We start from the raw sequence: 24,077 nt of genomic DNA, 5'->3' as shown, positions 1-24,077 counted from the left end.
TCACCCTGGGCAACCAGGGGGCGTGCGGGGCCCCAGCCGGGCCCGGGCAGCGTCCGATACGTCGGAGAAGGTCGAGAAGGTCGGAGAAGTCGCAGGTCATGAGCGAACTGGCATACCCATACGAAGCACCGGCCTCGCAGGCTCTGTTCGACCGCGCGGCGGCGGTCACGCCCGGCGGTGTGAACTCCCCGGTGCGGGCGTTCCGCGCCGTCGGCGGCACGCCCCGGTTCATGGTGTCCGGCACCGGGCCGTACCTCACCGACGCCGACGGGCGGGAGTACGTCGACCTGGTCTGCTCCTGGGGGCCGATGATCCTCGGGCACGCGCACCCCGAGGTGGTCGCCGCCGTGCAGGAGGCGGTGGCGCGCGGGACGTCGTTCGGCACGCCCGGTGAGGGCGAGGTCGCCCTCGCGGAGGCGATGGTCGAGCGGGTCGCCCCGCTGGAGGAGGTGCGGCTGGTCTCCAGCGGCACCGAGGCGACGATGTCGGCGATCCGGCTCGCCCGCGGGTTCACGCGGCGCACCAAGGTGGTCAAGTTCGCCGGGTGCTACCACGGGCACGTCGACTCGCTGCTGGCCGCCGCGGGCTCGGGCCTGGCCACCTTCGCGCTGCCCGACACCCCCGGCGTCACCGGCGCCCAGGCGGGCGACACGATCGTGCTGCCGTACAACGACCTCGAGGCGGTGCACGCGGCCTTCGCCGCGCACCCCGGCGAGATCGCCTGCGTGATCACCGAGGCCTCGCCCGGCAACATGGGCGTCGTGCCGCCGCTGCCCGGGTTCAACCAGGGACTGAAGGACGCGTGCGCCGCGAACGGCGCGCTGTTCGTCTCCGACGAGGTCATGACCGGCTTCCGCACCAGCAAGGCGGGCTGGTACGGCGTGGAGGGAGTGGTCCCCGACCTCATGACCTTCGGCAAGGTCATGGGCGGCGGCTTCCCGGCCGCGGCCTTCGGCGGACGCGCGGACGTCATGGCGCACCTCGCCCCGGCCGGCCCCGTCTACCAGGCCGGCACCCTCTCCGGGAACCCGGTCGCCACCGCCGCCGGCCTCGCCCAGTTGCGGCTCCTCGACGACGCCGCGTACGAGAAGGTCGACGCGGTCTCGGCGCGGATCCAGTCGCTGGTCACCGAGGCGCTCGGCAAGGAGGGCGTCGCGCACACCGTGCAGAACGCCTCCAACATGTTCTCCGTCTTCTTCACCGACGGGCCGGTCACGAACTACGACGAGGCCAAGGCGCAGGAGTCCTTCCGCTTCACCGCCTTCTTCCACTCGCTGCTCGCGAACGGCGTCTACCTGCCGCCGTCCTCCTTCGAGTCCTGGTTCGTGTCCACCGCCCACGACGAGCGGGCCCTCGAGCGCATCGCCGACGCCCTCCCGGCGGCGGCCCGCGCGGCCGCGGAGGCGAGCGCATGAGCGACGACCGCGACCAGGAGCTGACCGTCGTCCACGTCATGCGGCACGGCGAGGTGGAGAACCCGACCGGTGTCCTCTACGGCCGCCTGCCCGGCTACCACCTCTCCGACCTGGGCCGGCGCATGGCCGACCGGGTCGCCGAGCACCTCGCGCCCCGGGACGTGACGTACGTCGTCGCCTCCCCGCTGGAGCGGGCGCAGGAGACGGCGACGCCGATCGCCAAGACGCACGGACTCGACCTCGCCACCGACGCGCGGCTCCTGGAGGCCGAGAACGTCTTCCAGGGCAAGACCTTCGGCATCGGCGACGGCGCGCTGCGCCGGCCCGCCAACTGGAAGCACGTGGTCAATCCGTTCAAGCCGTCCTGGGGCGAGCCGTACGTCGACCAGGTCGTGCGGATGATGAGCGCGCTGGAGGCGGCCAAGGAGCGGGCACGCGGGCACGAGGCCGTGATCGTCAGTCACCAGCTGCCGATCTGGACCCTGCGGTCCTACGTCGAGCGCCGCCGGCTCTGGCACGACCCGCGCAAGCGGCAGTGCACGCTGGCGTCCCTGACCACGTTCACGTACCGGGGCGACCGGATCGTGTCCGTCGGCTACACCGAGCCCGCCCGCGACCTCGTCCCGGCCCACCTCCTCGCGGGGGCCAGGCCGGTCAAGGGGCAGGGCAAGGCGTACGGGGCCTGACCGCCGCGGCCCGCGCTCGCGACCACCGCGCGACCGGCGGTATGTGACGCTCGTTACGTAACCCGCACATATTTCCGGAACCCGCACGTTCGTCACGTCCTCTGACTGGATGACCACCAGAGGACGTGACGAACGAGGTTGCGATGCGCACTTCCACCCGCACTCTCACCCGCAGGGGGATGCTCGGGCTCGGCGCGGGGGCCGCGGCCGCCGCCGGGCTCGCGGGCTGCGGCTCCGGCTCCCACACCGCGTCGGGCGGGACGCACCAGGCCGGCGGTTCCGGGAAGCCGTCGCCCTCCGGGAGCGGCGAGGCCCCCGCGAAGCCCATCGGCGACGGCTCCACGTCGTACACCGGCCGGCAGCCGCACCAGCCGGACGCGCCCGTGCCGCTGGAGCCGGGCGAGACGCCGCCGCAGTTCGTCGTCTTCTCCTGGGACGGGGCGGGCGAGGTCGGCAACGGGCTCTTCCCGCGCTTCCTCGACCTCGCGCAGGAGCACGGCGCGCACATGACCTTCTTCCTCTCGGGCCTGTACCTGCTGCCCGAGTCGAAGAAGCGCCTCTACGACCCGCCGAACAACCCGCGCGGCGCCTCCGACATCGGCTACCTCACCGACGCCCACATCAAGGACACGCTGAAGAACGTCCACCGGGCCTGGCTCGACGGCCACGAGATCGGCACCCACTTCAACGGCCACTTCTGCGGCGGCACCGGCACCGTCGGCAACTGGACGCCCGCGCAGTGGCGCAGTGAGATCGACCAGGCGAAGTCCTTCGTGAAGGAGTGGCGGACCAACACCGGCTGGACCGACCTGCCGTCGCTGCCCTTCGACTACGACAAGGAACTCGTCGGCGGCCGCACGCCCTGTCTGCTCGGCCAGGACAGCCTGCTGCCCACCGCCCGCGAGCTGGGCTGGCGCTACGACGCCTCCTCGCCCGGCGGCCGTCAGGTGTGGCCGGCGAAGAAGGACGGGATCTGGGACCTGCCGTTGCAGCAGATACCTTTCCCCGGCCACTCCTTCGAGGTCCTCTCGATGGACTACAACATCCTCGCCAACCAGTCGGTCAACTCGACCAAGGCCCCCGCCCACCACTACCCGGGCTGGCGTGAACAGGCCACCGGCGCCTACGTATCCGGTTTCAAGCGGGCATACGAGACGAACCGGGCACCCTTCTTCGTCGGCAACCACTTCGAGGAGTGGAACGGCGGCATCTACATGGACGCCGTCGAGAACGTCATCGAGCACATCGCGCGGGAGAAGGAGAAGGGGAACGGCCAGGACATCCGGCTCGTCTCCTTCCGTCAGTTCACCGACTGGCTGGACGTGCAGCGGCCCGAGGTGCTGGCCAGGCTCCGTACCGTCGAGGTGGGGCAGCGGCCGGCCGGCGGCTGGAGCGCCTTCCTCAAGGAGGCGCCGACGGCATCGGGCGCCCCGACCCCCTCGGGAAACGCCGCCTGAAATGCGGGTTTCCGCCCCTGAGGGGGGTGCGCAAGATCCCCGGAACGGACATGCGAAACTTTTCACATGAGTGCCGCCAGCCGCGCCCCCCTGCGTTCGAACCGCTCGAACCGGTCGAACCGCTCGCACCGCGCCAGCACCACCGCCCGTGCCCGCCGCCGCGTCGTCCTGACCGCCGGTGCCGCGGCGGTCGCGCTGCTGGCCACCGCCTGCGGCTCCGGCGGCACCTCGGGCGGCGGCGGTGACACCGGCTTCGTCACGGGTGCGGACGGCATCTCCACCGCCGACAAGGGCGAGCGGGCCGACGCCCCCGACCTGTCCGGCGAGACGGTCGACGGAGGGCAGCTCGACGTCGGCGACTACAAGGGCAAGGTCGTCGTCCTCAACGTCTGGGGCTCCTGGTGCCCGCCCTGCCGGGCCGAGGCCAAGAACTTCGAGACGGTCTACCAGGACGTCAAGGACCAGGGCGTCCAGTTCGTCGGCATCAACACCCGCGACACCTCCACCGGCCCGGCCCGCGCCTTCGAGAAGGAGTTCGGGGTCAGCTACCCGAGCCTGTACGACCCGACCGGCAAGCTGATGCTCCGCTTCGAGAAGGGCACCCTGAACCCCCAGGCGATCCCCTCCACGCTCGTCATCGACCGGGAGGGCAAGGTCGCCGCGCGCACCCTCCAGGCGCTCAGCGAGGAGAAGCTCCGCAAGATGCTCGCCCCGTACCTCACGAGCGAGTCGGGCGAGTCCGGCGAGTCGGGCAAGTCGGAGACGTGACCCCGATGTCCACGATGTCCACCCTCGCCGCCGAGGGCTTCAACGGCACGGTGCTCAACGGCGCCCTGCTGGTGGCCCTGCCCATCGCGCTCCTCGGCGGCCTCGTCTCCTTCTTCTCCCCCTGCGTCCTGCCGCTCGTCCCCGGCTACCTCTCCTACGTGACCGGGGTCACCGGCACCGACCTCGGTGAGGCCCGCCGCGGCCGGATGGTCGCCGGAGCCTCCCTCTTCGTCCTCGGCTTCACCGCCGTGTTCGTCTCCAGCGGAGCGCTGTTCGGCTACTTCGGCTCGACGCTCCAGGAGGAGCGGGGCGTCCTGACCAAGGTGCTCGGCGTCCTCATGATCCTCATGGGCGTCTTCTTCATCGGCCTGATGCCCTGGTTCACCCAGCGCGAGTTCCGCTTCCACAAGCGTCCGGTCACCGGCCTGGTCGGCGCCCCGCTGCTCGGCGCCCTGTTCGGCATCGGCTGGACGCCCTGCATCGGCCCGACCCTCGCCTCCGTGCTGGCGCTCTCCGCCGACCAGGGCACCGCCGGGCGCGGCGCCATACTGACCGTCGCGTACTGCGTCGGCCTCGGCGTGCCCTTCGTGCTCGCCGCGGTCGCCTTCCGCAAGGCGCTCGGCGCCTTCGGCTGGATCAAGCGGCACTACGTGTGGGTGATGCGGGTCGGCGGCGTCATGATGATCGCGACCGGCCTGCTGCTGCTCACCGGCGTGTGGGACAGCATCGTGCAGGACATGCAGACCTGGTCCAACGGCTTCACTGTAGGGATCTGACCGATGAGTGACACGACCACGGACAAGACCCCGGCGGCGGGCGAGGACCAGGACCTCGGCGCCGCCGGCTCCCAGCTCTCCACCGCCCCCCGCGAGGAGGCCCCGAACCTCCCCGCCCTCGGCGTCGTCGGCTGGGTCCGCTGGTTCTGGCGCCAGCTCACCTCGATGCGGGTGGCGCTGCTGCTGCTCCTGCTGCTGTCGCTGGGCGCGATCCCCGGCTCGCTGATCCCGCAGAGCGGCGTCGACGAGATGAAGGTCGCCGAGTTCCGCGACCGGCACGACATCCTCGGGCCGCTCTACGACAAGCTCGGCCTCTTCCACGTCTACAGCTCGGTGTGGTTCTCCGCGATCTACATCCTGCTGTTCGTCTCCCTCATCGGCTGCATCGTCCCGCGCACCTGGCAGTTCGTCGGCCAGCTCCGCAGCCGCCCGCCCGGCGCGCCCCGCCGCCTGGACCGGCTGCCCGCGTACACCACCTGGCGCACCGCGGCCGAGCCCGAGCAGGTCCGCGAGGCCGCACTCGGCATCCTGGGAGGGCGCCGCTTCCGCGCCCACACGGTCGGCGACGCCGTCGCCGCCGAGAAGGGCTACGTGCGCGAGGCCGGCAACCTGCTCTTCCACATCGCGCTGATCGTGATGCTGATCGCCTTCGGCTGGGGCCAGCTGTTCAAGTACGAGGGCAACAAGCTGATCCTGGAGGGCGACGGCTTCTCCAACACGCTCACCCAGTACGACGACTTCAAGTCCGGCAACCTCTTCGACCCGGACCACGACCTGACCCCCTTCAGCTTCAGCCTGAAGGACTTCCACGGCACCTACGAGGCGAGCGGCCCCAACCGCGGCACCCCGCGCGTCTACGAGGCCGAGGTGAGCTACAGCGAGGGCGCCTTCGGCAAGGAGCGGACCAGGACCATCGAGGTCAACGAGCCCCTGGAGATCGACGGCTCGAAGGTCTACCTCACCGCCCACGGCTACGCGCCCATCGTCACGATCAGGGACGGCCAGGGCAACGTCGTCATGGACAAGGAGGCGACCGCCCTGCTGCCGCTGGACTCCAACGTCACCTCCTCCGGCGCCGTCATGGTCCGCGACGGCTACCGCGACGCCGACGGGAAGAAGGAGCAGCTCGGCTTCAACGCCTTCTTCCTGCCGACCTACGGCGGCAAGGGCAGCACGATGCTGTCGACCTTCCCCGCGCTGATCAACCCGATGCTGGCGCTCTCCGCCTACCACGGCGACCTCGGGGTGGACGCGGGCTTCGCCAAGAGCATCTACCAGCTCGACAAGACCAACCTGGAGGAGTTCAAGGACTCCGACGGCAAGCTGTTCAAGAAGCAGCTCAAGGTCGGCGAGACCATGACCCTCCCGAACGGCGCCGGCACGGTCACCTTCGACGGCGTCCAGGAGTGGGCCAACTTCCAGGTCACCGAGCAGCCCGCCAGCGGCTGGGCGCTCGCCGGTTCCGTCGCCGCGATCCTCGGCCTCGCCGGCTCCCTGTTCATCCAGCGCCGCCGCGTGTGGGTGCGGGCCGTCAAGGGCGCCGACGGGGTGACCGTCGTGGAGATGGCCGGCCTCGGGCGCAGCGAGTCCGCGAAGGTCCCCGAGGAACTCGGCGACCTCGCGGGCGCCCTGTACGAGCGGGCGCCCGACGCGCCGAAGAACGACGACGACACCCCCGATTCCCCCGACACCCACGTCGTACCTGCCGAAGGGGCTGAGAAGTGACTCTCGCCGCCGCAACCGATCTGGCCGCCGCGACCCATCTGGCCGCCGCGACCAACGAGAACCTCGCGAACATCAGCAACACGCTGATCTACTCCGCGATGGCGGTCTACACCCTGGCGTTCTTCGCCTACATCGCCGAGTGGCTCTTCGGCAGCCGCAGCAAGGTCGGCCGCACCGCCGCCGCGCTCACCGCGACCGGCGGGGCGGCGAGGACGAGGACCGCCCCGGCGGTCACCGTGAACAAGGCCGGCTCCACCGCCGTACTGGAGCGGCCCCAGGTCGTCGTCCGCTCGGCGAGCGGCTCCCGCGACGTGCCCGACGGACCGGGGGCGCACGGCGGCACCGTGCAGGGCGACCTGTACGGGCGGATCGCCATCTCCCTCACCGCGCTCGCCTTCGTCATCGAGTTCGGTGGTGTGCTCACCCGCGCCCTCTCGGTGAACCGGGCGCCGTGGGGCAACATGTACGAGTTCAACATCACGTTCACGACGACCGCCGTCGGTGTGTACCTCCTGCTCCTGGCGCTGCGGAAGAACGTCCGCTGGCTCGGCCTCCCGCTGATCACCACGGTCCTGCTCGACCTCGGCCTCGCCGTCACGGTCCTGTACACCGCCAGCGACCAGCTCGTCCCCGCGCTCCACTCGTACTGGCTGTGGATCCACGTCTCCACCGCGATCTTCTGCGGCGCGGTGTTCTACGTCGGCGCGGTCTCGACGATCCTGTACCTCTTCAAGGACAGCTTCGAGAGCAAGCTCGCCTCCGGCGGCACGCCGGGCCGCTTCGCCAGCTCCGTCCTGGACCGGCTGCCCGCCGCGGCCTCCCTCGACAAGTTCGCCTACCGCGTCAACGCCGCCGTCTTCCCGCTGTGGACGTTCACGATCATCGCGGGCGCCATCTGGGCGGGCGACGCCTGGGGCCGCTACTGGGGCTGGGACCCCAAGGAGACCTGGTCGTTCATCACCTGGGTCGCCTACGCCTGCTACCTGCACGCCCGCGCCACCGCCGGCTGGAAGGGCCGCAAGGCCGCCTACCTGGCCCTGGCCGCCTTCGCCTGCTGGCTGTTCAACTACTACGGCGTCAACATCTTCGTCTCCGGCAAGCACTCCTACGCCGACGTGGGCCTGGGCGCCCTCCAGTCGGTGGGCTTCTGAGCCCTCCGCACCGAAGGCCGGTCCGGCGACGCGGGTCGCGGGACCGGCCTTCGGCGTGCGCGGGAGGCACGGCACGGGGCGGTGTTCCTAGGGGTGGTCGCGGGCCACGCCGGTGATGATGTCCCGCAGGCGTTCCACGTACAGGCTCAGGTTCTTGTACGCCACGTCGGTGTCCGGGTGGCGGGCGGCGAACCACAGGCCCTCCGGGAGGCGGGTGACCCAGGCGCACACCTGGTCGCCGTAGGACACCCGCAGCAGTGCGTACGCCGAGTGCTCCGGCCACCGGCCGGCGCCGGGGACGCCGCGCGCGTCGACGTAGGACACGATCGAGTACAGGTCCGGTGAGACCGGGCGGAAGTCCGTGCCGAGCAGGCGCAGCACCCGGTCGATCGGCATGCGCGACATCCGCCGGTTGGCCCGGAGTTCGGCCTGGACGGTCCGCAGGGCGGTGGGGAAGTCCCGGGCCCGGTCCGCCGGCACCTCGATGGGCGCGCCGCCCACGTACCAGCCCACGGACTCCGACCACTGGGACCGGGACCTGGTGTGGAACGGCACCACCGTGCGGTACACCGGCTCCCCGCCGATCTCGTGGACGGCGAGCGCGGTCGCGGCCAGGACGCCGGCCAGGCTGCCTCCGTGGGGACGGCAGTACGCCTCGAAGGCGGCGGCGTCGGCCGCGTCCACCAGCGGTTCGCGCAGCAGCTTCTGCTCGGGCAGCGGCCCGCCCGGCTCCAGCCCGAGGTCGACCGGGAAGGAGGGCAGCCGCCCGTCGCACCGCCGGATGAACTCCCGCCAGCGGGCGACGACGTCGTGGTCGCCGTCGATCCGGTCGGCCTCCGCGCGCTCCGCCTCGCAGAAGTCGACGTAGCTGCCGACCGGCGGCCCCTCCAGGGCCCGGCCCTCCACGCCGGCCCGGTACAGCTCGTGCACCTCGGCGGGGATGCGGTAGAGGGAGTAGGCGTCGACGTTGCTGTGGTCGAAGGCCATGTAGACGCTCGCGCCGTCGTCCCGGACGACGGCCGTGTAGATCAGGTTGGGCCAGCGCAGCGCGTCCGCGACGCCGTCGAAGCGGGTCTGGAGGTGGCGGGCCAGGTCCGTCGTGTCCGGGAAGTGGCCGACGTCCTCCCGGCGCAGGGCCACCGCGTCCGCGTCGAGCGTGAACCGGCGCATGGTGTCGTCGGCCCCTCCGTCCCAGCGGAAACCGCTGCGCAGCGTCTCGTGCCGCAGCGTCCAGGCGCGCAGCGCCTCCTGGAGCGCGTCCAGGTCGACCGGGCCGGGAAGGTCGAAGGCAGCGCCGAGCCAGGTCGGCACGAACAGGCCGTCGTCGCGGAGCGACCGCGCGGTGCGGATGTGCGACTCCTGGATGTACGCCGGTGGCCGGGCGTCCTCGGGCAGGGCCGCCGCGACCTCGACGGTCGCCGGACTGAGCGTCCACTCGACGAGGTGGCCGGGCCGGATCTCGCAGCGGTGGATGTCGGTCAGTCGCACGAGGGGTCTCCGTTCGCAGATGTCACAGACCCGACCAACTGAATGCCCAGTCCGCGACCCTGCACCGGGTGTGTCGGCACTCTTCAACGAAACGGATGGCCCCTCGAACGGCGGTACGGGGACCGCCGTTCACCCCGTCCGGCCGTCCCCCAGGTAGGCGTCGAGGGCCCCCGCGCCCGCCAGCATCGCCCGGGTCCGCGCGGTGAGCGCCCGCTCCCGCGCCCCGAGCGCGGCCCGCAGCGCCTCGCTGCCGCCCTCGCGCCGCAGGCCGTCCAGGACGGGACGGATCTGCTCGAACAGGTAGTGGGCCCCGCGCAGCGTGTGCACGAGCCGGGCGTCGCGCACGTCGGCGGCCCCGAACACCCGGTAGCCGGTGCCGCCATCGCGCCGGGGCGTGAGCAGCCCCGCCGCCTCCCACACCCGCAGCGCGGACGTCCGTACGCCGATCAGCGCGGCCACCTCGCCGATGCGCAGTCCGCCGGAGCGGGGCTGCGGCCCGGGCGCCTCGCGGGCCAGTTCCTCCAGCGCCGCGCTCGCCTCCCGCAGCGAGAGCCGCTCCGCGTGCAGGGCCGCGTGCGCGCCGTCGACGAGCGCGAGCGCGCCGGGCACGTCCCCCTCGTGCACGGTCCGCATGATCCGCGTCGCCGCCACCGGCCCGTACCCCGGTTGCAGCGACCGGTACGTCAGGAGCGCCCGCAGGTGCCGCTCGCCGAAGACGCGGTAGCCGGCCTCGGTCCGGTCCGCCGGGGGGAGCACCCCGGCGTCCTCGTAGTTGCGGATCTGCTGCGTCGAGAGGCCGGCCCGGCGGGCCAGGTCCACGGTGCGCAGACGGCGGTCGTTCGTCATCGACGAGAAGGGTAGGCCCCGCCCGGAGACTGGTGATTCACGCGATGCGGGACGCGGCGGCGGACGCCGACACTGCGGGGGCTGTTGCCCCCCACCCACCCCGTCACGGAGGTGCCGATGTCCGGCCCGCTCACGACACGCACGCCGAGAACCCGCACCGCACGGTCATGGCCGCGCCGCCTACGAGGGGCGCTGTCCGGCCTCCTCCTGCTGTCGGCGACCGCCCTGGCCGCCGCCCCCACCGCACTCGCCGCCCCCGCCGCCGCGGCCGACGCGCCGACCGTCACCACCCGCTACGGGCAGGTGCGCGGCGCGACGGCCGAGACCACCCACGACTACCTGGGCATCCCCTACGCCGCCCCGCCCGTCGGCGACCTGCGCTGGAAGCCGCCCGCGGCGCCCGCACGCTGGACGGGAGTCCGCGACGCCACCACCCCCGGCAACCCCTGCATGCAGGCGAACTCCTCCACCCCCTGGGGAGACCTGGCCGGTCCCGGCACCCCGAGCGAGGACTGCCTCTACCTCAACGTGCACGCGCCCACCGAGCGTTCCGTCACCAAGCGGCCGGTGATGGTCTGGATCCACGGCGGCGGCTTCACCATCGGCTCCGGCGCCTTCTACGACGGCGGAAACCTGGCCACCCGGGGCGACGCGGTCGTCGTCACCCTCAACTACCGCCTGGGCGCCTTCGGTTACCTCGCCCACGAGGGCCTGGCCGGCGAGTCCCCGGAGGGTATCTCGGGCAACTACGGCCTGCTCGACCAGCAGGCGGCCCTGCGCTGGGTACGGCAGAACATCGCGGCCTTCGGCGGTGACCCCGGCAACGTCACCGTCTTCGGCGAGTCCGCGGGCGGCGGCAGCGTCTGCCAGCACCTCGTCTCGCCCCGCGCGACCGGCCTCTTCGACCGCGCCATCGCCCAGTCCGGCTGCGGCTTCCCGCTGCCCACCCAGGAGTCCCAGCAGCGCACCGGCGCCTCCTGGGCCGCCTCCCTGGGCTGCGCCGACGTGGCCTGCCTGCGCGCCAAGCCCGCCGGCGAGCTGCTCAGGGCCGCCACGGCCCCCACCGCCCGCTGGGTCCCCAACGTCGACGGCCGCGTCCTGCCCCTCCAGATCGCGGACGCCCTGGAGAGCGGCCGCTTCCACCGCGTCCCCGTCCTCCAGGGCACCACCGCCGACGAGGGCCGCCTCACCGTCGCGACCACCTACGACCTGGCCGGCCGGCCCCTCACGGCGGCCGGCTACCCGGTGGCCGTCCGCACCCTGTACGGCGACCGCGCCGACGCGATCCTCGCCCGCTACCCCCTGTCCGACTACGGCACCCCCGCCGAGGCCCTCGGCGCGGTCCTCACCGACTCCCAGTTCGCCTGCCTCCAGTCCCGCACCGCGCGACTGATGGCCGGCCATACCCGCTCCTACCAGTACGAGTTCGCCGACCGCGGGGCCATGGACCACCTGAACCTGCCGGTCGGCTTCCCGCTGGGCGCCCCGCACGGCTCCGAGATCCGGTACGTCTTCGGCGGCGTCTCCGGCACGCCCGCCCAGAACGCCCTGGCGGACAAGATGCTCGGCTACTGGACCAACTTCGCCCACACCGGCGTCCCGTACGCGCTGGGCGCCCCGCGCTGGAACCAGTACCCGAAGGTTCAGGTGCTCGCCCCCGAGGCGATCACGGCGTCGACGACCTTCCCGCAGGACCACAAGTGCGACCTGTGGCTCCCGTCGGACCCGGCCCGCTCCTGACCGGCTCCAGCACCGCGTAGTCCGCGAAGCAGCGCCGGTAGCGCAGGTGCCGGGTCTCCCGGGTGTGCCCGCGCTGCCACTCCTCCACCTCCTCCGGGCCCCCACGCGGCCCGGAGGAGGCACCGCAGTCGGCCTCGTCCCCCGACACGCACCGCGCCTCGTACTCCGGCCATGCGGACGGGTCCTGGACGATCGTGAACGGCACGTACCGGAACACCCGGCGCAGCGCGTGCGCCTGCCGCTGGTGCCGGGCCAGCAGCACGTCGGCGTCGGTCTCCGCGCTGCCGTCGCCGACGGCCCGCGCGTGGGCGCGCAGGACGGCCAGCTGCGCGCAGAGGGCGCAGCCGGGCACCGGCTCGGGCGGCGGCGGCAGCGCGACCAGCGCCCGTGCCGTCGACGCGTCGCTGAGCGAACGGCCGTTGACCGCCCGCACGGCGGCGCTCAGTCGCCCCTCGTGATCCATCGTGAACCTCCGTGACTCTGGGTGTACCGAGCGTCGCGCAGGGGAATCGTGCGGAGCAACGCCTGGCGCGTGACACTCAGGGACTGTCACGAAGGAGGTCCGCTTCGTGGGACGGCGCAACGCCGGTGGCTCGGGCGCGAGTACGGCCGCCGTGTTCGGCGAGGTGCTGCGGCACTTCCGTGAGGCCGCGGGCCTCACGCAGGAGGCCCTGGCGGCCCGCATCCCCTGCGACCGCTCACACGTCGCCCGCGTGGAGGCGGGGTCGCGGGTACCGCAGGACACCTTCGCGAAGACGTGCGACGAGCTGCTGGGCGCGGGCGGGGTGCTGGGGCGGCTGTGGGGGCGGATCGACTGGTATCCGGAGGTGGAGCATCCGGACTGGTTCCGACGCCGGGCCGAGATGGACGCGGTGGCCGTCGCTCTGCGGGAGTACCAGGAGCGGGTGGTGCCGGGGCTGTTGCAGACCGAGATGTATGCCCGGGCCCTGTTCTCCCGCGTCGCGAGCGGCGAGGAGCTGGAGGAGCGCGTGCGGGCACGACTGAGCCGACAGCAACGCTTCATGGGCGACGAGCGCCCGTCCTACGTCGTCGTCCTGGACGAGAGCTGTCTTCGCAACGTGGTGGGCGGCCCGGAGGTGATGCGGGACCAGTGCGCGGCCCTCTTGAACCTCGGACGCCGCCCCAACATCCGCATCCAGGTGGCGCCCGCGAGCTACCCGGAACTCCTGCGGCCCAACGTCTCGATGTCCCTGATCGAGCTGCCCGGCGGGGAGCGTTGGGTGTACTCGGAGTCGCTGGAACGGGGTCACTTCACCAGTGATCCAGCCGTGTTCGCCCAGCACAGCCACACCTATGATGTGCTCAGGGCGGACTCACTTTCGACTCGCCAGACGGTCGCCCTCCTCGGCGACGCGATCGAAGGGTACGAACACCATGGGCAGCCACGAATCCGACGCGGCGTTCTGGATCAGGAGCAGCTACAGCGGGGAAAACGGCGGCAACTGCGTCGAAGTGGCCCCCGGATTCACGTCCGTCGTCCCCGTCCGCGACAGCAAGATCCCTGACGGTCCCGTCCTGCTCGTCGGTCGCGGCGCCTGGTCCGCATTCACCGGAGCCTGCTTCCTCGTGGACCGGTGACAGGGGCCCGACTCGCCAGACCAACGCGATCGAAGGGTCTGAACACCATGGGCAGCCACAAACCCGACGCGATGTTCTGGATCAAGAGCAGCTACAGCGGTGCCAACGGCGGAGACTGCGTCGAAGTAGCCCCCGGATTCCCCGGCGTCGTCCCCGTCCGCGACAGCAAGAGCCCTGACGGCCCCGTCCTCTTGGTCGGCCGCGCCGCCTGGTCCGCATTCACCGGAGCCCGCTTTCTCGTGCTCCGGTGAGACGGGCGCCTACCCGGAAAAAACCACTGGGAGAAAGAAACCCAGCCAAGCCCCACCCCTCCCTCCCGCCCACGGCGTCGCCTCACTCGCCTGGGTGAACATCACCGGTTGGGCTGGCTTTCGGGGGCCCCAACTCCCCTACTCTCAGCGCATTACCCGCTGACATATGTCAGCCCCCGAGGGGACTCGCAATCCCCACGAGGGCCTGGCCAACGAGGAAGTCGAACCCTCTTCCTGATGGATACCCGCGACCTTAGCGCGCCTCCGCACGCCCCGTCCGCCCCCGGCGGCAAACACCCCCGATCAGGGGTCACGCACGAGCACGTGCGCCACACCACCAACTTCACCGTGGTCGGCAACCACCTCGCCCAGCACCCGCACCTGTCGCTGCTGGCGATCGGCCTGGGCTTGTACATCCAGTCGGTGCGCGTCGGCACCCCGGTGGACATCAGGAGCCTCACCGCCCGCTTCAAGGAGGGCGCGACCCGCATCGGCGCGGCCCTGAACGAGCTGGAGGAGTACGGCTACCTGCGCCGCGAACGGGAGCGCATCCCGGACGGCCGCATCGTCACGCGCACGGTGTCGTGCAACGACCCGGCGAGCGCGGCCCGGCGCCGCACCTCCGGGCGCCCGCACGCTCCCGCGCGGGTGGAGCGCCCTCCGCGTCGCCCGCCCGCGGCGCCACGCCCGCTGCCCGCCGTACCGCAACCCGGCTGCAAGGCCCCCGCGCTCCTGAAGCAGGCCACCGACGTCCTCACCGGCCTGCGCCGCCACGACCGCCGCCTGCTGCTCTCGGCCTGCGACACGACCCACCTGGCCCCCGGCGTGGCCGCCTGGCTGGAACGCGAGGTCAGCCCCGCGGCCGTACGCGACGCCCTGACCACCGGCCTGCCCGCTGAGGGCGTACGCCGCCCGGCGGCCCTCCTGGCCCACCGCCTGACGGCCCAGCTACCACCCCCACCACCGCTGGGCCCCCGGACGACCGCCGCACCACCCCCGGTCCGGCACCCCCTGCGCAACTGCGACCGCTGCGACCGCGGCTTCCGCGCCCCCGACCACGAACCCCACTGCCGCGACTGCCGCACGGCAGCCGCCCACCACCCCTGACCTAGAACGGAACCCCATGGTCAGCTCGTCTCACGAGGCGATGCACCGCATCTTCCAACACGACCCGGGACTCTTCAGCCGCGTCTCCCGCTTCCTGGGGGTCGACATCCCCAGACCCGTCGCGGCGACCACCCTGCCCACCGACCTCACCGAGGCGAGCCCCGTCGAACGCCGGGTCGACACCCTCCTGCGCTTCGAGACCGCCGACCAAGGCCCATTCCTGCTGGCCGTCGAGGCCCAGGGCAAGAAGGACCCGGATAAACCCGCGAGCTGGGCGTACTACGTCTCGTACCTGTGGACGAAGTACCGCCTGCCCACCGCGCTGCTGGTCGTCTGCCAGGACTACGCGACGGCCAAGTGGGCCCAGCTACCAGTGACCTGCGGACCCCCCGAGCTGCCGACGCTCACCCTGACGCCCCTAGTGGCCGGACCGCACAACATGCCGGTGATCACCGACCCGGAGGAGGCCCGTGCCGATCTCGTGCTGGCCAGCCTGGCGGCCATCACACACGCCGCCGAACCGGTCGTGAATGCGATACTGAAGGCCCTTTCCACAGCACTGCGGGACGCGCCTGAAGACGTCGTGGACCCCATCGTCGAATTCACCGCACATGGACTGGGCAACCGCCCGGCCAAGCACCTCTGGAGGAACCTGGTGGCCGTGGACCTCTCCTTCTACAAGTCCTACATCTCCGAAGAGATCCGCGACGAGGGCCGCGCACAGCGCGGTGCCGAGGACGTCCTGATCGTCCTGGAACAGCGAGGCCTCCCCGTCTCCGACGAAGTCCGCGGACGCATCACCGCGTGCGGTGACCCCGAAGTCCTCCGCCACTGGCTCACCCGAGCCGTCACCGCATCCACCGCCGAGGCGATCTTCGTCGACGAGTGACCGGGCCCCCGCGGGTCAGTCGCCCTTGGGGTCCTCGTCCTTGTCGCGGTCGCGGTCCTTCTCGTCGTCCTTGTCCAGCGACTTCAGGAAGTCCGGGTTGTCGTCCGGCGCGACCCACTGCCGCCGCCCGCCGCCGCCCTGCCAGGGCGAGGAGCCGGCCGGCTGCCGCTTCTTGCCGGCGATGATCCACGAGACCGAGCCGACCAGCGGGAAGAGCAGGACGAGGATCGCCCACAGCGGCTTGGGGATGTGCCGGACGTCCTCGTCCTTCGTGCTGATGCAGTCGATGAACGCGTAGACGCTCAGCGCCAGTGGGATCAGGAACATCAGCACCCGGAGCATGGGGCCTCTCCAGCTCAAGCGGTGGGCGGGGACGCGTCACGGCCCCCAGGTACAGGGCCAGGGTAGCGGCTCGGGGATACTGGACCGCATGGCTTACGACGATCTTCGCTCGCTGCTCCGGGCGCTGGAGCGCGAGGGCGACCTCAAGCGCATCAAGGCCGAGGTGGACCCGTACCTGGAAATCGGGGAGATCGTCGACCGGGTGAACAAGGCCGGCGGCCCCGCCCTGCTCTTCGAGAACGTGAAGGGCTCCGACATGCCCCTCGCGATGAACGTGTTCGGTACCGACCGGCGCCTGCTCAAGGCCCTCGGCCTGAAGTCGTACTCCGACATCTCGGACAAGATCGGCGGGCTGCTCCGTCCCGAGCTGCCGCAGGGCTTCGTCGGCATGCGCGAGGCCTTCGGCAAGCTCGGCACGATGACCCACGTGCCGCCGAAGAAGGTGAAGCCGGGCAGCGCCCCCGTCCAGGAGGTCGTCCTGACCGGCGACGACGTGGACCTCGACCGGCTCCCCGCCCTCTTCACCTGGCCCGACGACGGCGGCTCCTTCTTCAACCTGGGCCTGACCCACACCAAGGACCCCGAGACGGGCATCCGCAACCTGGGCCTCTACCGGCTCCAGCGCCACGACAAGCGCACCATCGGCATGCACTGGCAGATCCACAAGGACAGCCGCAACCACTACCAGGTGGCGGCCCGGCGCGGCGAGCGGCTGCCCGTCGCCATCGCCTTCGGCTGCCCGCCCGCCGTGACGTACGCCTCCACCGCCCCGCTCCCCGGCGACATCGACGAGTACCTCTTCGCCGGGTTCGTGCAGGGCAAGCGGATCGAGATGGTCGACTGCAAGACCGTGCCGCTCCAGGTCCCCGCCCAGGCCGAGGTCGTCATCGAGGGCTGGCTGGAGCCCGGCGAGATGCTCCCCGAGGGCCCCTTCGGCGACCACACCGGCTTCTACACGCCGCAGGAGCCCTTCCCGGCCCTGAAGATCGACTGCGTGACGATGCGCAAGCGCCCGCTGCTCCAGTCGATCGTGGTCGGCCGCCCGCCGACCGAGGACGGTCCGCTGGGACGCGCGACGGAACGCTTCTTCCTCCCGCTCCTCAAGATCATCGTGCCGGACATCGTGGACTACCACCTCCCCGAGGCCGGCGGCTTCCACAACTGCGCGATCGTCTCGATCGACAAGAAGTACCCCAAGCACGCCCAGAAGGTGATGCACGCCATCTGGGGCGCCCACATGATGTCCCTGACCAAGCTGATCGTCGTCGTCGACTCCGACTGCGACGTCCACGACCTGCACGAGGTCGCCTGGCGGGCGCTCGGCAACACCGACTACGCCCGCGACCTCACCGTCGTCGAAGGCCCGGTCGACCATCTCGACCACGCCTCCTACCAGCAGTTCTGGGGCGGCAAGGCGGGCATCGACGCGACGAAGAAGCTGCCCGAGGAGGGGTACACGCGCGACGGGGGCTGGCCGGACATGGTGCTGTCCGACCCGGAGACGGCGGCGAAGGTCGACCGCCGCTGGAAGGAGTACGGACTGTGACCTCGGCTTCCGCCGCGCTGCCGCAGCAGCCGGGGCGTACCAAGGCGTTCCTGCGCCTGGTGATGATCGAGCACTCGGTGTTCGCGCTGCCCTTCGCCTACATCGCCGCCCTGACCGCGATGTACCTGTGGGACGAGAACATCCACTGGGGCCGGCTGCTCCTGGTCACCGTCGCGATGGTGGGCCTGCGCACCTTCGCCATGGCGGTCAACCGGATCATCGACCGCGAGATCGACGCCCGCAACCCCCGCACCGCCCACCGCGAACTCGTCACCGGCGCCATGTCGGTCAAGCACGCCTGGACCGGCGCGCTGATCGCCCTCGTCGTCTTCCTGGGCGCCGCGGCCCTGCTCAACCCGCTCTGCCTCGCCCTCGCCCCCGTCGCGGTGATCCCGATGGTGGTCTACCCCTACGGCAAGCGGTTCACGAACTTCCCGCAGGCCATCCTCGGCCTCGCCCAGGCCATGGGCCCGATCGGCGGCTGGCTGGCGATCACCGGCGAGTGGTCCTGGGAGGCCGTCGTCCTCGGCCTCGCGGTCGGCATCTGGATCGGCGGCTTCGACCTGATCTACGCCTGCCAGGACGTCGAGACCGACCGGCAGGTCGGCGTGAAGTCGGTCCCGGCCCGCTTCGGCATCCCGGCGGCCATCTGGGGCGCCCGCGCCTGCCACACCGTCACCACGGGCCTCTTCGTCTGGTACGCCCTCGCCACCGACGCCGGATTCTTCTTCTGGCTCGGCCTGTTGATCGTGGCGGGCGCCTTCGTCTACGAGCACACCATCGTGCGCCCGACCGACCTGACCCGCCTGAACAGGGCGTTCTTCTCGGTCAACGGCTTCATCGGGATCGCGTTGTTCGTGTGCGCGCTGCTCGACCTGCTCGTCCGGGGCCTCACCGTCTGAAAACCCTGAGCCTGCGACTAGGCTCGACACCATGAAGCCAGGACAGACGCAGCGCACGCCTTGGATCGTGGGGGTGTCGGGCGCCTCCGGTACGCCGTACGCGGCGGCGGTGCTGCGGGCGCTGCTCGCCGCCGGCGAGAGCGTCGACCTGGTGGTCAGCCGGGCCTCGCGGCTCACCCTGCTCGACGAGACCGGCATCTCGTTCCGGGACGCCCACTGGGAGACCGACCTGCGGCAGTGGCTCGCGCGCGGCGCCGACGGCAAGCCCGGGACCTTCGACGTGGACGACCTCTCCGGCGTACGGCACTGGAGCGCGGGGGACCTCGCCGCCGGGCCGTCCTCGGGGTCGTACCCCGTCAAGGGCATGCTGATCGTGCCCGCCTCGACGGCCTGCGTCGCGGGCGTCGCCCTGGGACTGTCGAAGGACCTGCTCCAGCGCTCGGCGAGCGTGACCCTCAAGGAGCGCCGCAAGCTGGTCGTCGCCGTGCGGGAGACCCCGCTGGACGGCCGGACGCTGCGGCACCTGGTGACCCTGGACGACGCGGGCGCCGCCGTGGTGCCCGCCTCGCCCGCCTTCTACGCGGGGGCCACGCACATCCAGGACCTCGTCGACTTCGTCGCCGGCCGCGTCCTGGACGCGGCCGGGGTCCAGCACGACCTGTACCGCCGCTGGCGCGGCGACCTCGGCGGGGCACGCCCCACCACCTGAGCACCACCTCCCCCCCACACGTTGTGACCCACATCTTCAGAACTCTTCAGTGGAAGGCTTCGATCGCATGGACGCGGTGGACAGGCAGCTCATCCAGGCCCTGAGGGAGAACGGCCGGGCCTCCTACGCGGAGCTGGGACGCCTCGTCGGACTGTCGGGGCCCAGCGTCACCGACCGCATCAACCGGCTGGAGGCGGCCGGGGTCATCACCGGCTACCGGGCCACCGTGGACTCCGCCTCGCTCGGTCTCGGCGTCATCGCCCTGATCGGCATCTCCCTCTCCGACGCGGCCGACCACGAGGACGTGGCGCAGCGGCTGAAGGACCTGCGGGAGATCGAGGACTGCTGGTTCATCGCCGGCGACGACTCCTACATGCTCAAGGTCCGCGCCACCGACGTGGACGGCCTGGAGAGCATCATCAGGCGGCTGTCGGGGACCAAGGGCGTCTCCCGCACCCGTACCACCATCGTGCTCTCCACCAAGTGGGAGAACCGGGTGGGCGAGCTGCCCGAAGAGGTCTGACGCCGAGGTCTGACACCGGGGGGCGTACGGTTTACGAGTCTGTCTCAGAAAGAGGTATCGCATGGACGCCGGGCTCAAGCGCGAGCTGGAGCAGAAGGTCCGCTCCGGTGAGCGGCTGACCCGCGAGGACGGCATCGCGCTGTACGAGTCGGACGATCTCGCCTGGCTCGGCGGCCTCGCGCACGAGGTGCGGACGCGCAAGAACGGCGACGTCGTCCACTTCAACGTCAACCGCCACCTCAACATGACCAACGTGTGCACCGCCTCCTGCGCGTACTGCTCCTTCCAGCGCAAGCCGGGGGAGAAGGACGCGTACACCATGCGCATCGAGGAGGCGGTGAAGCTCGCCAAGGCGATGGAGGGCGAGAACCTCACCGAGCTGCACATCGTCAACGGCCTGCACCCGAACCTGCCCTGGCGCTACTACCCGCGCTCGCTCAGGGAGCTGAAGGCCGCGCTGCCCGACGTCTCGCTGAAGGCGTTCACCGCCACCGAGATCCACCACTTCGAGACCATCTCCGGGATGTCCGCCTCCGACATCCTCGACGAGCTGATCGACGCCGGCCTGGAGTCCCTGACCGGCGGCGGCGCGGAGATCTTCGACTGGGAGGTCCGGCAGCACATCGTCGACCACCGCACCCACTGGGAGGACTGGTCGCGCATCCACCGCCTGGCGCACGAGAAGGGGCTCAAGACCCCGTGCACCATGCTGTACGGCCACATCGAGGAGCCCCGCCACCGCGTGGACCACGTGCTGCGGCTGCGTGAACTGCAGGACGAGACGGGCGGCTTCCAGGTCTTCATCCCGCTGCGCTACCAGCACGACTTCGTGGACATGAAGGACGGCAAGGTCCGCAACCGGCTCCAGGCGCGCACGCAGATGGCGACCGGCGCCGAGGCCCTCAAGACCTTCGCGGTCTCCCGGCTGCTCTTCGACAACGTCCCGCACGTCAAGGTCTTCTGGGTCATGCACGGCGTCCAGACCGCCCAGCTCGCCCTCCAGCACGGCGCGGACGACATGGACGGCTCGGTCGTCGAGTACAAGATCACCCATGACGCGGACGACTTCGGCACGCCGAACAAGCTGACCCGCGAGGACCTGCTCGACCTGATCCGGGACGCCGGTTTCCGGCCGGTGGAGCGCAACACCCGGTACGAGATCATCCGGGAGTTCGAGGGCCCCGACCCCGCGCGCCGGGAGGCGCCGCAGCCGATGCGGGTGTGAACGAGGGTCGGTCCGGTCTCATCGCCGGCTGCGGGTCGGTGGGTGCTGGTCGCGCGGGCCCCGGCGCCTCTTTCCGGGGCGTTCGGTGAACGTGCCCCGAAGGGGCGCGGGCAACCGCGCGACCAGCCACGGAGCACCCGCACCCGGCCCCGGACGCGAACCGGTCACGGCGGTGGCCGTGGAGCATGTCCACCACCCGGAACGCGACGGCCCACGCACCGGGGTAATGGTTACCATGGCTCCGTGTCCCTTACCTTCACCTTCGACCCGCCCGTCACCCCCGCGCTGCGCGACGGCGTGCTCGACCTGTGGACCGACGTCTCCAACGCGGGCGGCTCCGTGGGCTTCGTACCGCCGGTGACGCGCGAGGACATCCGCCCCGAGCTGGTCAAGCACCTCGTGGGCATGGCCGAGGGCCGCACCCGCCTCCTCGTCGGCCACGACGAGGAGGGCAAGGTCGCCGCCACCGCCTTCCTCGCCCTGAACGCGCACCGGCTGATGACCCACTGGCTGTGGCTCTACACGGTGATGGTCCACCCCCGCCACCAGGGACGGGGCTACGGCCGCGACCTGATGGCCGCCGCCGCGGACGCGGCCCGCACCGTCGACGGCATCGAGGCGATCCGCCTCACCTGCCGGGGCGGACTCGGCCTGGAGCGCTTCTACGAGTCCTGCGGCTACAAGGAGGTCGGCCGGGTGCCCGGCGCGATCCGGGTGGCCCCCGGCGACGACCGGGACGACGTCATCCTGCTGCTGCCGCTGGCCTGACCGGGTCTCCCGGCCGGACCCCACCCCGCTGCAAGATCGGCACCCCGGCATGTTTCACTGGACGTGCCTCTTTGTGCCAGAAACGGAAGAGTGGATTGAGATGCTCCGCTACACGCTGATGCGCCTCGGGATCTTCGTGGGCTGCCTCGTGGTCGTCTGGGGACTCGTCTACGCAGGCGTCTTCCCGCGCGGCCTGGGCGAATCCAACGGCATGTGGATCCTCCTGCTCTCCCTGCTGGTCTCGGCCCCCATCAGCTACGTCGTGCTGCGCAAGGAGCGCGACCGGGCCTCGGTCCAGGTCGCCGGCCGCGTGGACCGGATGAAGGCCAACCTCGACGCCAACCGCGGCATGGAGGACGTCGCCGACGACTCCTCCCGCACCCGCAGCCAGACCTCGTAACGCACCTCACAGACCCGCCCGCCCCGGTTTCCGATACCCCAGGAAACCGGGGCGATCTGCGTTTTACGGGCACAGGGCCCTCGTCGCCTGTCAAAGCGAGGCTTTGGGGGTCTCAAAGCGAGGGTGTTAAAGTCGTGTGCATGAAGCACGCAGCCGCGCCCCACACACCCCCGAGCCTCGGGCTCGTGGCGCGCCTGCACGTGGACCTCTGTCGGTGCGCGTCCGCGAACTGTCGCCCCTGACGTTCCCCCCTCATCCCGTCGTTCTCCACGTCAGCACTGCGCGTCCGTCCCCGCGTCCCGTCCCCTTACGGAGTCCGTCCGTGTCCTCCCTCACGAAGTCTTCCGACGAGAAGACCTCCAAGTCGCCCAAGCTGCCCTTCAAGGTGCCCTTCTGGGCCCAGATCATCGGCGGTCTGGTCCTCGGTGTGCTGCTGGGCTGGCTGGCCCGCAGCCAGGACATATCCTGGCTGGTCACCACCCTGGAGAAGATCGGCGACATCTTCATCGGCCTGCTGAAGCTGGCCGTCGCCCCGCTCGTCTTCTTCGCGATCCTGGTGTCCATCACCAACCTGCGGAAGGTCAACAACGCGGCCCGCCTGGCGTCCCGCACCCTCCTCTGGTTCATGATCACGTCGCTGATCGCGGTGGCCATCGGCCTCGTCATCGGCCTCGTCACCAACCCGGGCGCCGGCACCGGCCTCACCCCGGCCGACGGCGCGAAGCCCGAGAACACCGGCTCCTGGATCGACTTCCTGACCGGCATCGTGCCGAGCGACGTCATCACGCCGTTCACCGAGCTGAACGTTCTCCAGATCGTCTTCATGGCCGCCGTCGCCGGCATCGCCGCCCTCCAGCTCGGCGAGAAGGCCCAGCCGATCCTCAACCTGAGCGAGTCGATCCTCGAACTCCTCCAGAAGGCCCTGTGGTGGGTCATCCGGCTGGCCCCGCTCGGCACCGTCGGCCTCATCGGCCACGCCATCGCCACCTACGGCTGGGACCTGATCGGCAAGTACGCCACCTTCACCGCCGACATCTACGTCGGCTGCGCGATCGTGCTGTTCGGCGTCTACCCGACGCTGCTCGCCACCGTCGCCAAGGTCAACCCGATCCAGTTCTTCAAGGGCGCCTGGCCCGCGATCCAGCTGGCCTTCGTCTCCCGCTCCTCGGTCGGCACCATGCCGCTCACCCAGCGGGTCACCGAGCGCCTCGGCGTCCCGAAGGAGTACGCCTCCTTCGCCGTGCCCTTCGGCGCGACCACCAAGATGGACGGCTGCGCCGCGATCTACCCGGCGATCGCCGCGATCTTCGTCGCGCAGATCTTCGACATCCAGCTCGGCGTCGGCGACTACCTGCTCATCGCCTTCGTCTCGGTGGTCGGCTCCGCCGCCACGGCCGGCCTCACCGGCGCCACGGTCATGCTGACCCTGACCCTCTCCACGCTGGGCCTGCCCATGGAGGGCGTCGGCCTGCTCCTCGCCATCGACCCGATCCTGGACATGATGCGCACGGCGACGAACGTGGCCGGGCAGGCGCTGGTCCCGGTCCTGGTCTCGGCGCGTGAGGGCATCCTCGACCGCAAGGCCTACGACGAGGCGCACAGCTCGCCGATCGACGAGCCGGAGCCCGAGCCGCGCACGAAGGCTTCGGAGCCGGTCCCGGCCGCCGTCTGACGGCACTTCGGACCATCGCGACGCCCCGCGCCGGGACACCGGCGCGGGGCGTCCGCGCGTCTTCGCCGGGTACCGGGGGTCCGACCCGGACG

Annotated in this window: 25 protein-coding genes; 21 read left to right on the top strand and 4 right to left on the bottom strand. The window is 71.2% G+C overall.

Going from position 1 to position 24,077, the window contains the following annotated elements; genetic code table 11:
• Positions 1 to 98 precede the first annotated feature (98 nt).
• From hemL to ccsB, 7 genes are all read left to right on the top strand, one after another.
• Positions 99 to 1,415, top strand: a complete 1,317-nt coding sequence (gene hemL / locus AC07FV_RS33685) for a glutamate-1-semialdehyde 2,1-aminomutase (protein WP_479091473.1) — start codon at positions 99 to 101, stop codon at positions 1,413 to 1,415.
• The gene (locus tag AC07FV_RS33680) at positions 1,412 to 2,101 is read left to right on the top strand and encodes a histidine phosphatase family protein (protein ID WP_432880612.1); all 690 of its coding nucleotides are present in this window, start codon (positions 1,412 to 1,414) and stop codon (positions 2,099 to 2,101) included. Before hemL ends, AC07FV_RS33680 begins: the two co-directional genes overlap by 4 nt.
• 143 nt (positions 2,102 to 2,244) lie before the next feature.
• Positions 2,245 to 3,558: a polysaccharide deacetylase family protein gene (locus AC07FV_RS33675; protein WP_479091472.1), complete on the top strand. Its 1,314-nt coding sequence runs from the start codon at positions 2,245 to 2,247 to the stop codon at positions 3,556 to 3,558.
• Between the two features lie 66 nt (positions 3,559 to 3,624).
• Positions 3,625 to 4,326: a TlpA family protein disulfide reductase gene (locus tag AC07FV_RS33670; RefSeq protein WP_479091470.1), complete on the top strand. Its 702-nt coding sequence runs from the start codon at positions 3,625 to 3,627 to the stop codon at positions 4,324 to 4,326.
• 5 nt (positions 4,327 to 4,331) lie between these two features.
• Entirely contained in the window at positions 4,332 to 5,102 is a 771-nt protein-coding gene (locus AC07FV_RS33665) for a cytochrome c biogenesis CcdA family protein (RefSeq protein WP_479091468.1), read from the top strand.
• 3 nt (positions 5,103 to 5,105) lie between these two features.
• The gene (resB, locus tag AC07FV_RS33660) at positions 5,106 to 6,827 is read left to right on the top strand and encodes a cytochrome c biogenesis protein ResB (RefSeq protein ID WP_479091466.1); all 1,722 of its coding nucleotides are present in this window, start codon (positions 5,106 to 5,108) and stop codon (positions 6,825 to 6,827) included.
• 98 nt (positions 6,828 to 6,925) lie between these two features.
• Positions 6,926 to 7,978 carry a c-type cytochrome biogenesis protein CcsB gene (gene ccsB / locus AC07FV_RS33655; protein WP_479091546.1) on the top strand — a complete coding sequence of 351 codons (1,053 nt, stop codon included), beginning with the start codon at positions 6,926 to 6,928 and terminating at the stop codon, positions 7,976 to 7,978.
• Positions 7,979 to 8,065: 87 nt separating this feature from the next.
• On the opposite strand, the gene AC07FV_RS33650 is transcribed toward ccsB, so the two are convergent.
• Together AC07FV_RS33650 and AC07FV_RS33645 are read right to left on the bottom strand one after the other, a co-directional pair.
• Positions 8,066 to 9,466 carry a condensation domain-containing protein gene (locus AC07FV_RS33650; protein WP_479091464.1) on the bottom strand — a complete coding sequence of 467 codons (1,401 nt, stop codon included), beginning with the start codon at positions 9,464 to 9,466 and terminating at the stop codon, positions 8,066 to 8,068.
• Positions 9,467 to 9,595: 129 nt separating this feature from the next.
• The gene (locus AC07FV_RS33645) at positions 9,596 to 10,312 is read right to left on the bottom strand and encodes a MerR family transcriptional regulator (protein ID WP_479091462.1); all 717 of its coding nucleotides are present in this window, start codon (positions 10,310 to 10,312) and stop codon (positions 9,596 to 9,598) included.
• A gap of 117 nt (positions 10,313 to 10,429) precedes the next feature.
• Here AC07FV_RS33645 and AC07FV_RS33640 point away from each other — a divergent pair, with 117 nt between their 5' ends.
• A complete protein-coding gene (locus AC07FV_RS33640; protein WP_479091461.1) occupies positions 10,430 to 12,052 on the top strand; it encodes a carboxylesterase/lipase family protein in 1,623 nt (540 codons plus the stop codon).
• Here the strand turns inward: AC07FV_RS33640 and AC07FV_RS33635 are convergent.
• Positions 11,979 to 12,515 (bottom strand): DUF7848 domain-containing protein, encoded by a 537-nt coding sequence (locus AC07FV_RS33635; RefSeq protein WP_479091460.1) that lies wholly within the window; start codon positions 12,513 to 12,515, stop codon positions 11,979 to 11,981. The genes AC07FV_RS33640 and AC07FV_RS33635 overlap by 74 nt on opposite strands.
• A gap of 106 nt (positions 12,516 to 12,621) precedes the next feature.
• Between AC07FV_RS33635 and AC07FV_RS33630 the strand changes: the two genes are divergently transcribed.
• From AC07FV_RS33630 to AC07FV_RS33610, 5 genes are all read left to right on the top strand, one after another.
• Positions 12,622 to 13,578: a helix-turn-helix domain-containing protein gene (locus tag AC07FV_RS33630; RefSeq protein ID WP_479091458.1), complete on the top strand. Its 957-nt coding sequence runs from the start codon at positions 12,622 to 12,624 to the stop codon at positions 13,576 to 13,578.
• Positions 13,526 to 13,651, top strand: coding sequence for a DUF397 domain-containing protein (locus AC07FV_RS33625; protein ID WP_479091457.1), 126 nt, complete (start codon positions 13,526 to 13,528; stop codon positions 13,649 to 13,651). The genes AC07FV_RS33630 and AC07FV_RS33625 overlap by 53 nt, the downstream gene beginning before the upstream one ends.
• A 47-nt stretch (positions 13,652 to 13,698) precedes the next feature.
• Entirely contained in the window at positions 13,699 to 13,902 is a 204-nt protein-coding gene (locus AC07FV_RS33620; RefSeq protein WP_479091455.1) for a DUF397 domain-containing protein, read from the top strand.
• Positions 13,903 to 14,139: 237 nt separating this feature from the next.
• On the top strand, positions 14,140 to 15,009 hold the full coding sequence (locus AC07FV_RS33615; RefSeq protein WP_479091454.1) for a helix-turn-helix domain-containing protein: 870 nt from the start codon (positions 14,140 to 14,142) through the stop codon (positions 15,007 to 15,009).
• Positions 15,010 to 15,025: 16 nt separating this feature from the next.
• Positions 15,026 to 15,898, top strand: a complete 873-nt coding sequence (locus tag AC07FV_RS33610; protein WP_479091453.1) for a hypothetical protein — start codon at positions 15,026 to 15,028, stop codon at positions 15,896 to 15,898.
• A gap of 15 nt (positions 15,899 to 15,913) precedes the next feature.
• On the opposite strand, the gene AC07FV_RS33605 is transcribed toward AC07FV_RS33610, so the two are convergent.
• Positions 15,914 to 16,240 carry a PLD nuclease N-terminal domain-containing protein gene (locus AC07FV_RS33605; RefSeq protein WP_391970095.1) on the bottom strand — a complete coding sequence of 109 codons (327 nt, stop codon included), beginning with the start codon at positions 16,238 to 16,240 and terminating at the stop codon, positions 15,914 to 15,916.
• A gap of 88 nt (positions 16,241 to 16,328) precedes the next feature.
• Between AC07FV_RS33605 and AC07FV_RS33600 the strand changes: the two genes are divergently transcribed.
• The 8 genes from AC07FV_RS33600 to AC07FV_RS33565 all read left to right on the top strand — a co-directional run bounded on the left by AC07FV_RS33600 (position 16,329) and on the right by AC07FV_RS33565 (position 23,985).
• Complete coding sequence (locus AC07FV_RS33600) at positions 16,329 to 17,786, top strand: menaquinone biosynthesis decarboxylase (protein ID WP_479091452.1); 1,458 nt, start codon at positions 16,329 to 16,331, stop codon at positions 17,784 to 17,786.
• Complete coding sequence (gene mqnP / locus AC07FV_RS33595; RefSeq protein ID WP_479091450.1) at positions 17,783 to 18,688, top strand: menaquinone biosynthesis prenyltransferase MqnP; 906 nt, start codon at positions 17,783 to 17,785, stop codon at positions 18,686 to 18,688. Before AC07FV_RS33600 ends, mqnP begins: the two co-directional genes overlap by 4 nt.
• Before the next feature lie 31 nt (positions 18,689 to 18,719).
• Positions 18,720 to 19,397 carry a UbiX family flavin prenyltransferase gene (locus AC07FV_RS33590; RefSeq protein WP_479091449.1) on the top strand — a complete coding sequence of 226 codons (678 nt, stop codon included), beginning with the start codon at positions 18,720 to 18,722 and terminating at the stop codon, positions 19,395 to 19,397.
• Between the two features lie 67 nt (positions 19,398 to 19,464).
• Entirely contained in the window at positions 19,465 to 19,920 is a 456-nt protein-coding gene (locus tag AC07FV_RS33585) for an Lrp/AsnC family transcriptional regulator (RefSeq protein WP_384696267.1), read from the top strand.
• Between the two features lie 61 nt (positions 19,921 to 19,981).
• On the top strand, positions 19,982 to 21,145 hold the full coding sequence (gene mqnE / locus AC07FV_RS33580) for an aminofutalosine synthase MqnE (RefSeq protein ID WP_479091447.1): 1,164 nt from the start codon (positions 19,982 to 19,984) through the stop codon (positions 21,143 to 21,145).
• Positions 21,146 to 21,388: 243 nt separating this feature from the next.
• Positions 21,389 to 21,913: an N-acetyltransferase family protein gene (locus AC07FV_RS33575; protein ID WP_479091445.1), complete on the top strand. Its 525-nt coding sequence runs from the start codon at positions 21,389 to 21,391 to the stop codon at positions 21,911 to 21,913.
• 100 nt (positions 21,914 to 22,013) lie between these two features.
• Positions 22,014 to 22,313, top strand: a complete 300-nt coding sequence (locus tag AC07FV_RS33570; protein ID WP_479091444.1) for a DUF4229 domain-containing protein — start codon at positions 22,014 to 22,016, stop codon at positions 22,311 to 22,313.
• Between the two features lie 322 nt (positions 22,314 to 22,635).
• The gene (locus tag AC07FV_RS33565; RefSeq protein ID WP_479091442.1) at positions 22,636 to 23,985 is read left to right on the top strand and encodes a dicarboxylate/amino acid:cation symporter; all 1,350 of its coding nucleotides are present in this window, start codon (positions 22,636 to 22,638) and stop codon (positions 23,983 to 23,985) included.
• Positions 23,986 to 24,077 lie beyond the last annotated feature (92 nt).

It is taken from the genome of Streptomyces sp. NPDC045956, assembly GCF_056430705.1.
Note: the sequence above shows the minus strand (reverse complement) of the source record. Positions and strands in the feature narration are given on the sequence as shown.

Coding starts and splice junctions, on each gene's coding strand:
- hemL (WP_479091473.1), top strand. CDS start 99: ATGAGCGAACTGGCATACCCATACGAAGCACCGGCCTCGCAGGCTCTG.
- AC07FV_RS33680 (WP_432880612.1), top strand. CDS start 1,412: ATGAGCGACGACCGCGACCAGGAGCTGACCGTCGTCCACGTCATGCGG.
- AC07FV_RS33675 (WP_479091472.1), top strand. CDS start 2,245: ATGCGCACTTCCACCCGCACTCTCACCCGCAGGGGGATGCTCGGGCTC.
- AC07FV_RS33670 (WP_479091470.1), top strand. CDS start 3,625: ATGAGTGCCGCCAGCCGCGCCCCCCTGCGTTCGAACCGCTCGAACCGG.
- AC07FV_RS33665 (WP_479091468.1), top strand. CDS start 4,332: ATGTCCACGATGTCCACCCTCGCCGCCGAGGGCTTCAACGGCACGGTG.
- resB (WP_479091466.1), top strand. CDS start 5,106: ATGAGTGACACGACCACGGACAAGACCCCGGCGGCGGGCGAGGACCAG.
- ccsB (WP_479091546.1), top strand. CDS start 6,926: ATGGCGGTCTACACCCTGGCGTTCTTCGCCTACATCGCCGAGTGGCTC.
- AC07FV_RS33645 (WP_479091462.1), bottom strand. CDS start 10,312: ATGACGAACGACCGCCGTCTGCGCACCGTGGACCTGGCCCGCCGGGCC.
- AC07FV_RS33640 (WP_479091461.1), top strand. CDS start 10,430: ATGTCCGGCCCGCTCACGACACGCACGCCGAGAACCCGCACCGCACGG.
- AC07FV_RS33635 (WP_479091460.1), bottom strand. CDS start 12,515: ATGGATCACGAGGGGCGACTGAGCGCCGCCGTGCGGGCGGTCAACGGC.
- AC07FV_RS33620 (WP_479091455.1), top strand. CDS start 13,699: ATGGGCAGCCACAAACCCGACGCGATGTTCTGGATCAAGAGCAGCTAC.
- AC07FV_RS33615 (WP_479091454.1), top strand. CDS start 14,140: ATGGATACCCGCGACCTTAGCGCGCCTCCGCACGCCCCGTCCGCCCCC.
- AC07FV_RS33610 (WP_479091453.1), top strand. CDS start 15,026: ATGGTCAGCTCGTCTCACGAGGCGATGCACCGCATCTTCCAACACGAC.
- AC07FV_RS33605 (WP_391970095.1), bottom strand. CDS start 16,240: ATGCTCCGGGTGCTGATGTTCCTGATCCCACTGGCGCTGAGCGTCTAC.
- AC07FV_RS33600 (WP_479091452.1), top strand. CDS start 16,329: ATGGCTTACGACGATCTTCGCTCGCTGCTCCGGGCGCTGGAGCGCGAG.
- AC07FV_RS33590 (WP_479091449.1), top strand. CDS start 18,720: ATGAAGCCAGGACAGACGCAGCGCACGCCTTGGATCGTGGGGGTGTCG.
- AC07FV_RS33585 (WP_384696267.1), top strand. CDS start 19,465: ATGGACGCGGTGGACAGGCAGCTCATCCAGGCCCTGAGGGAGAACGGC.
- mqnE (WP_479091447.1), top strand. CDS start 19,982: ATGGACGCCGGGCTCAAGCGCGAGCTGGAGCAGAAGGTCCGCTCCGGT.
- AC07FV_RS33570 (WP_479091444.1), top strand. CDS start 22,014: ATGCTCCGCTACACGCTGATGCGCCTCGGGATCTTCGTGGGCTGCCTC.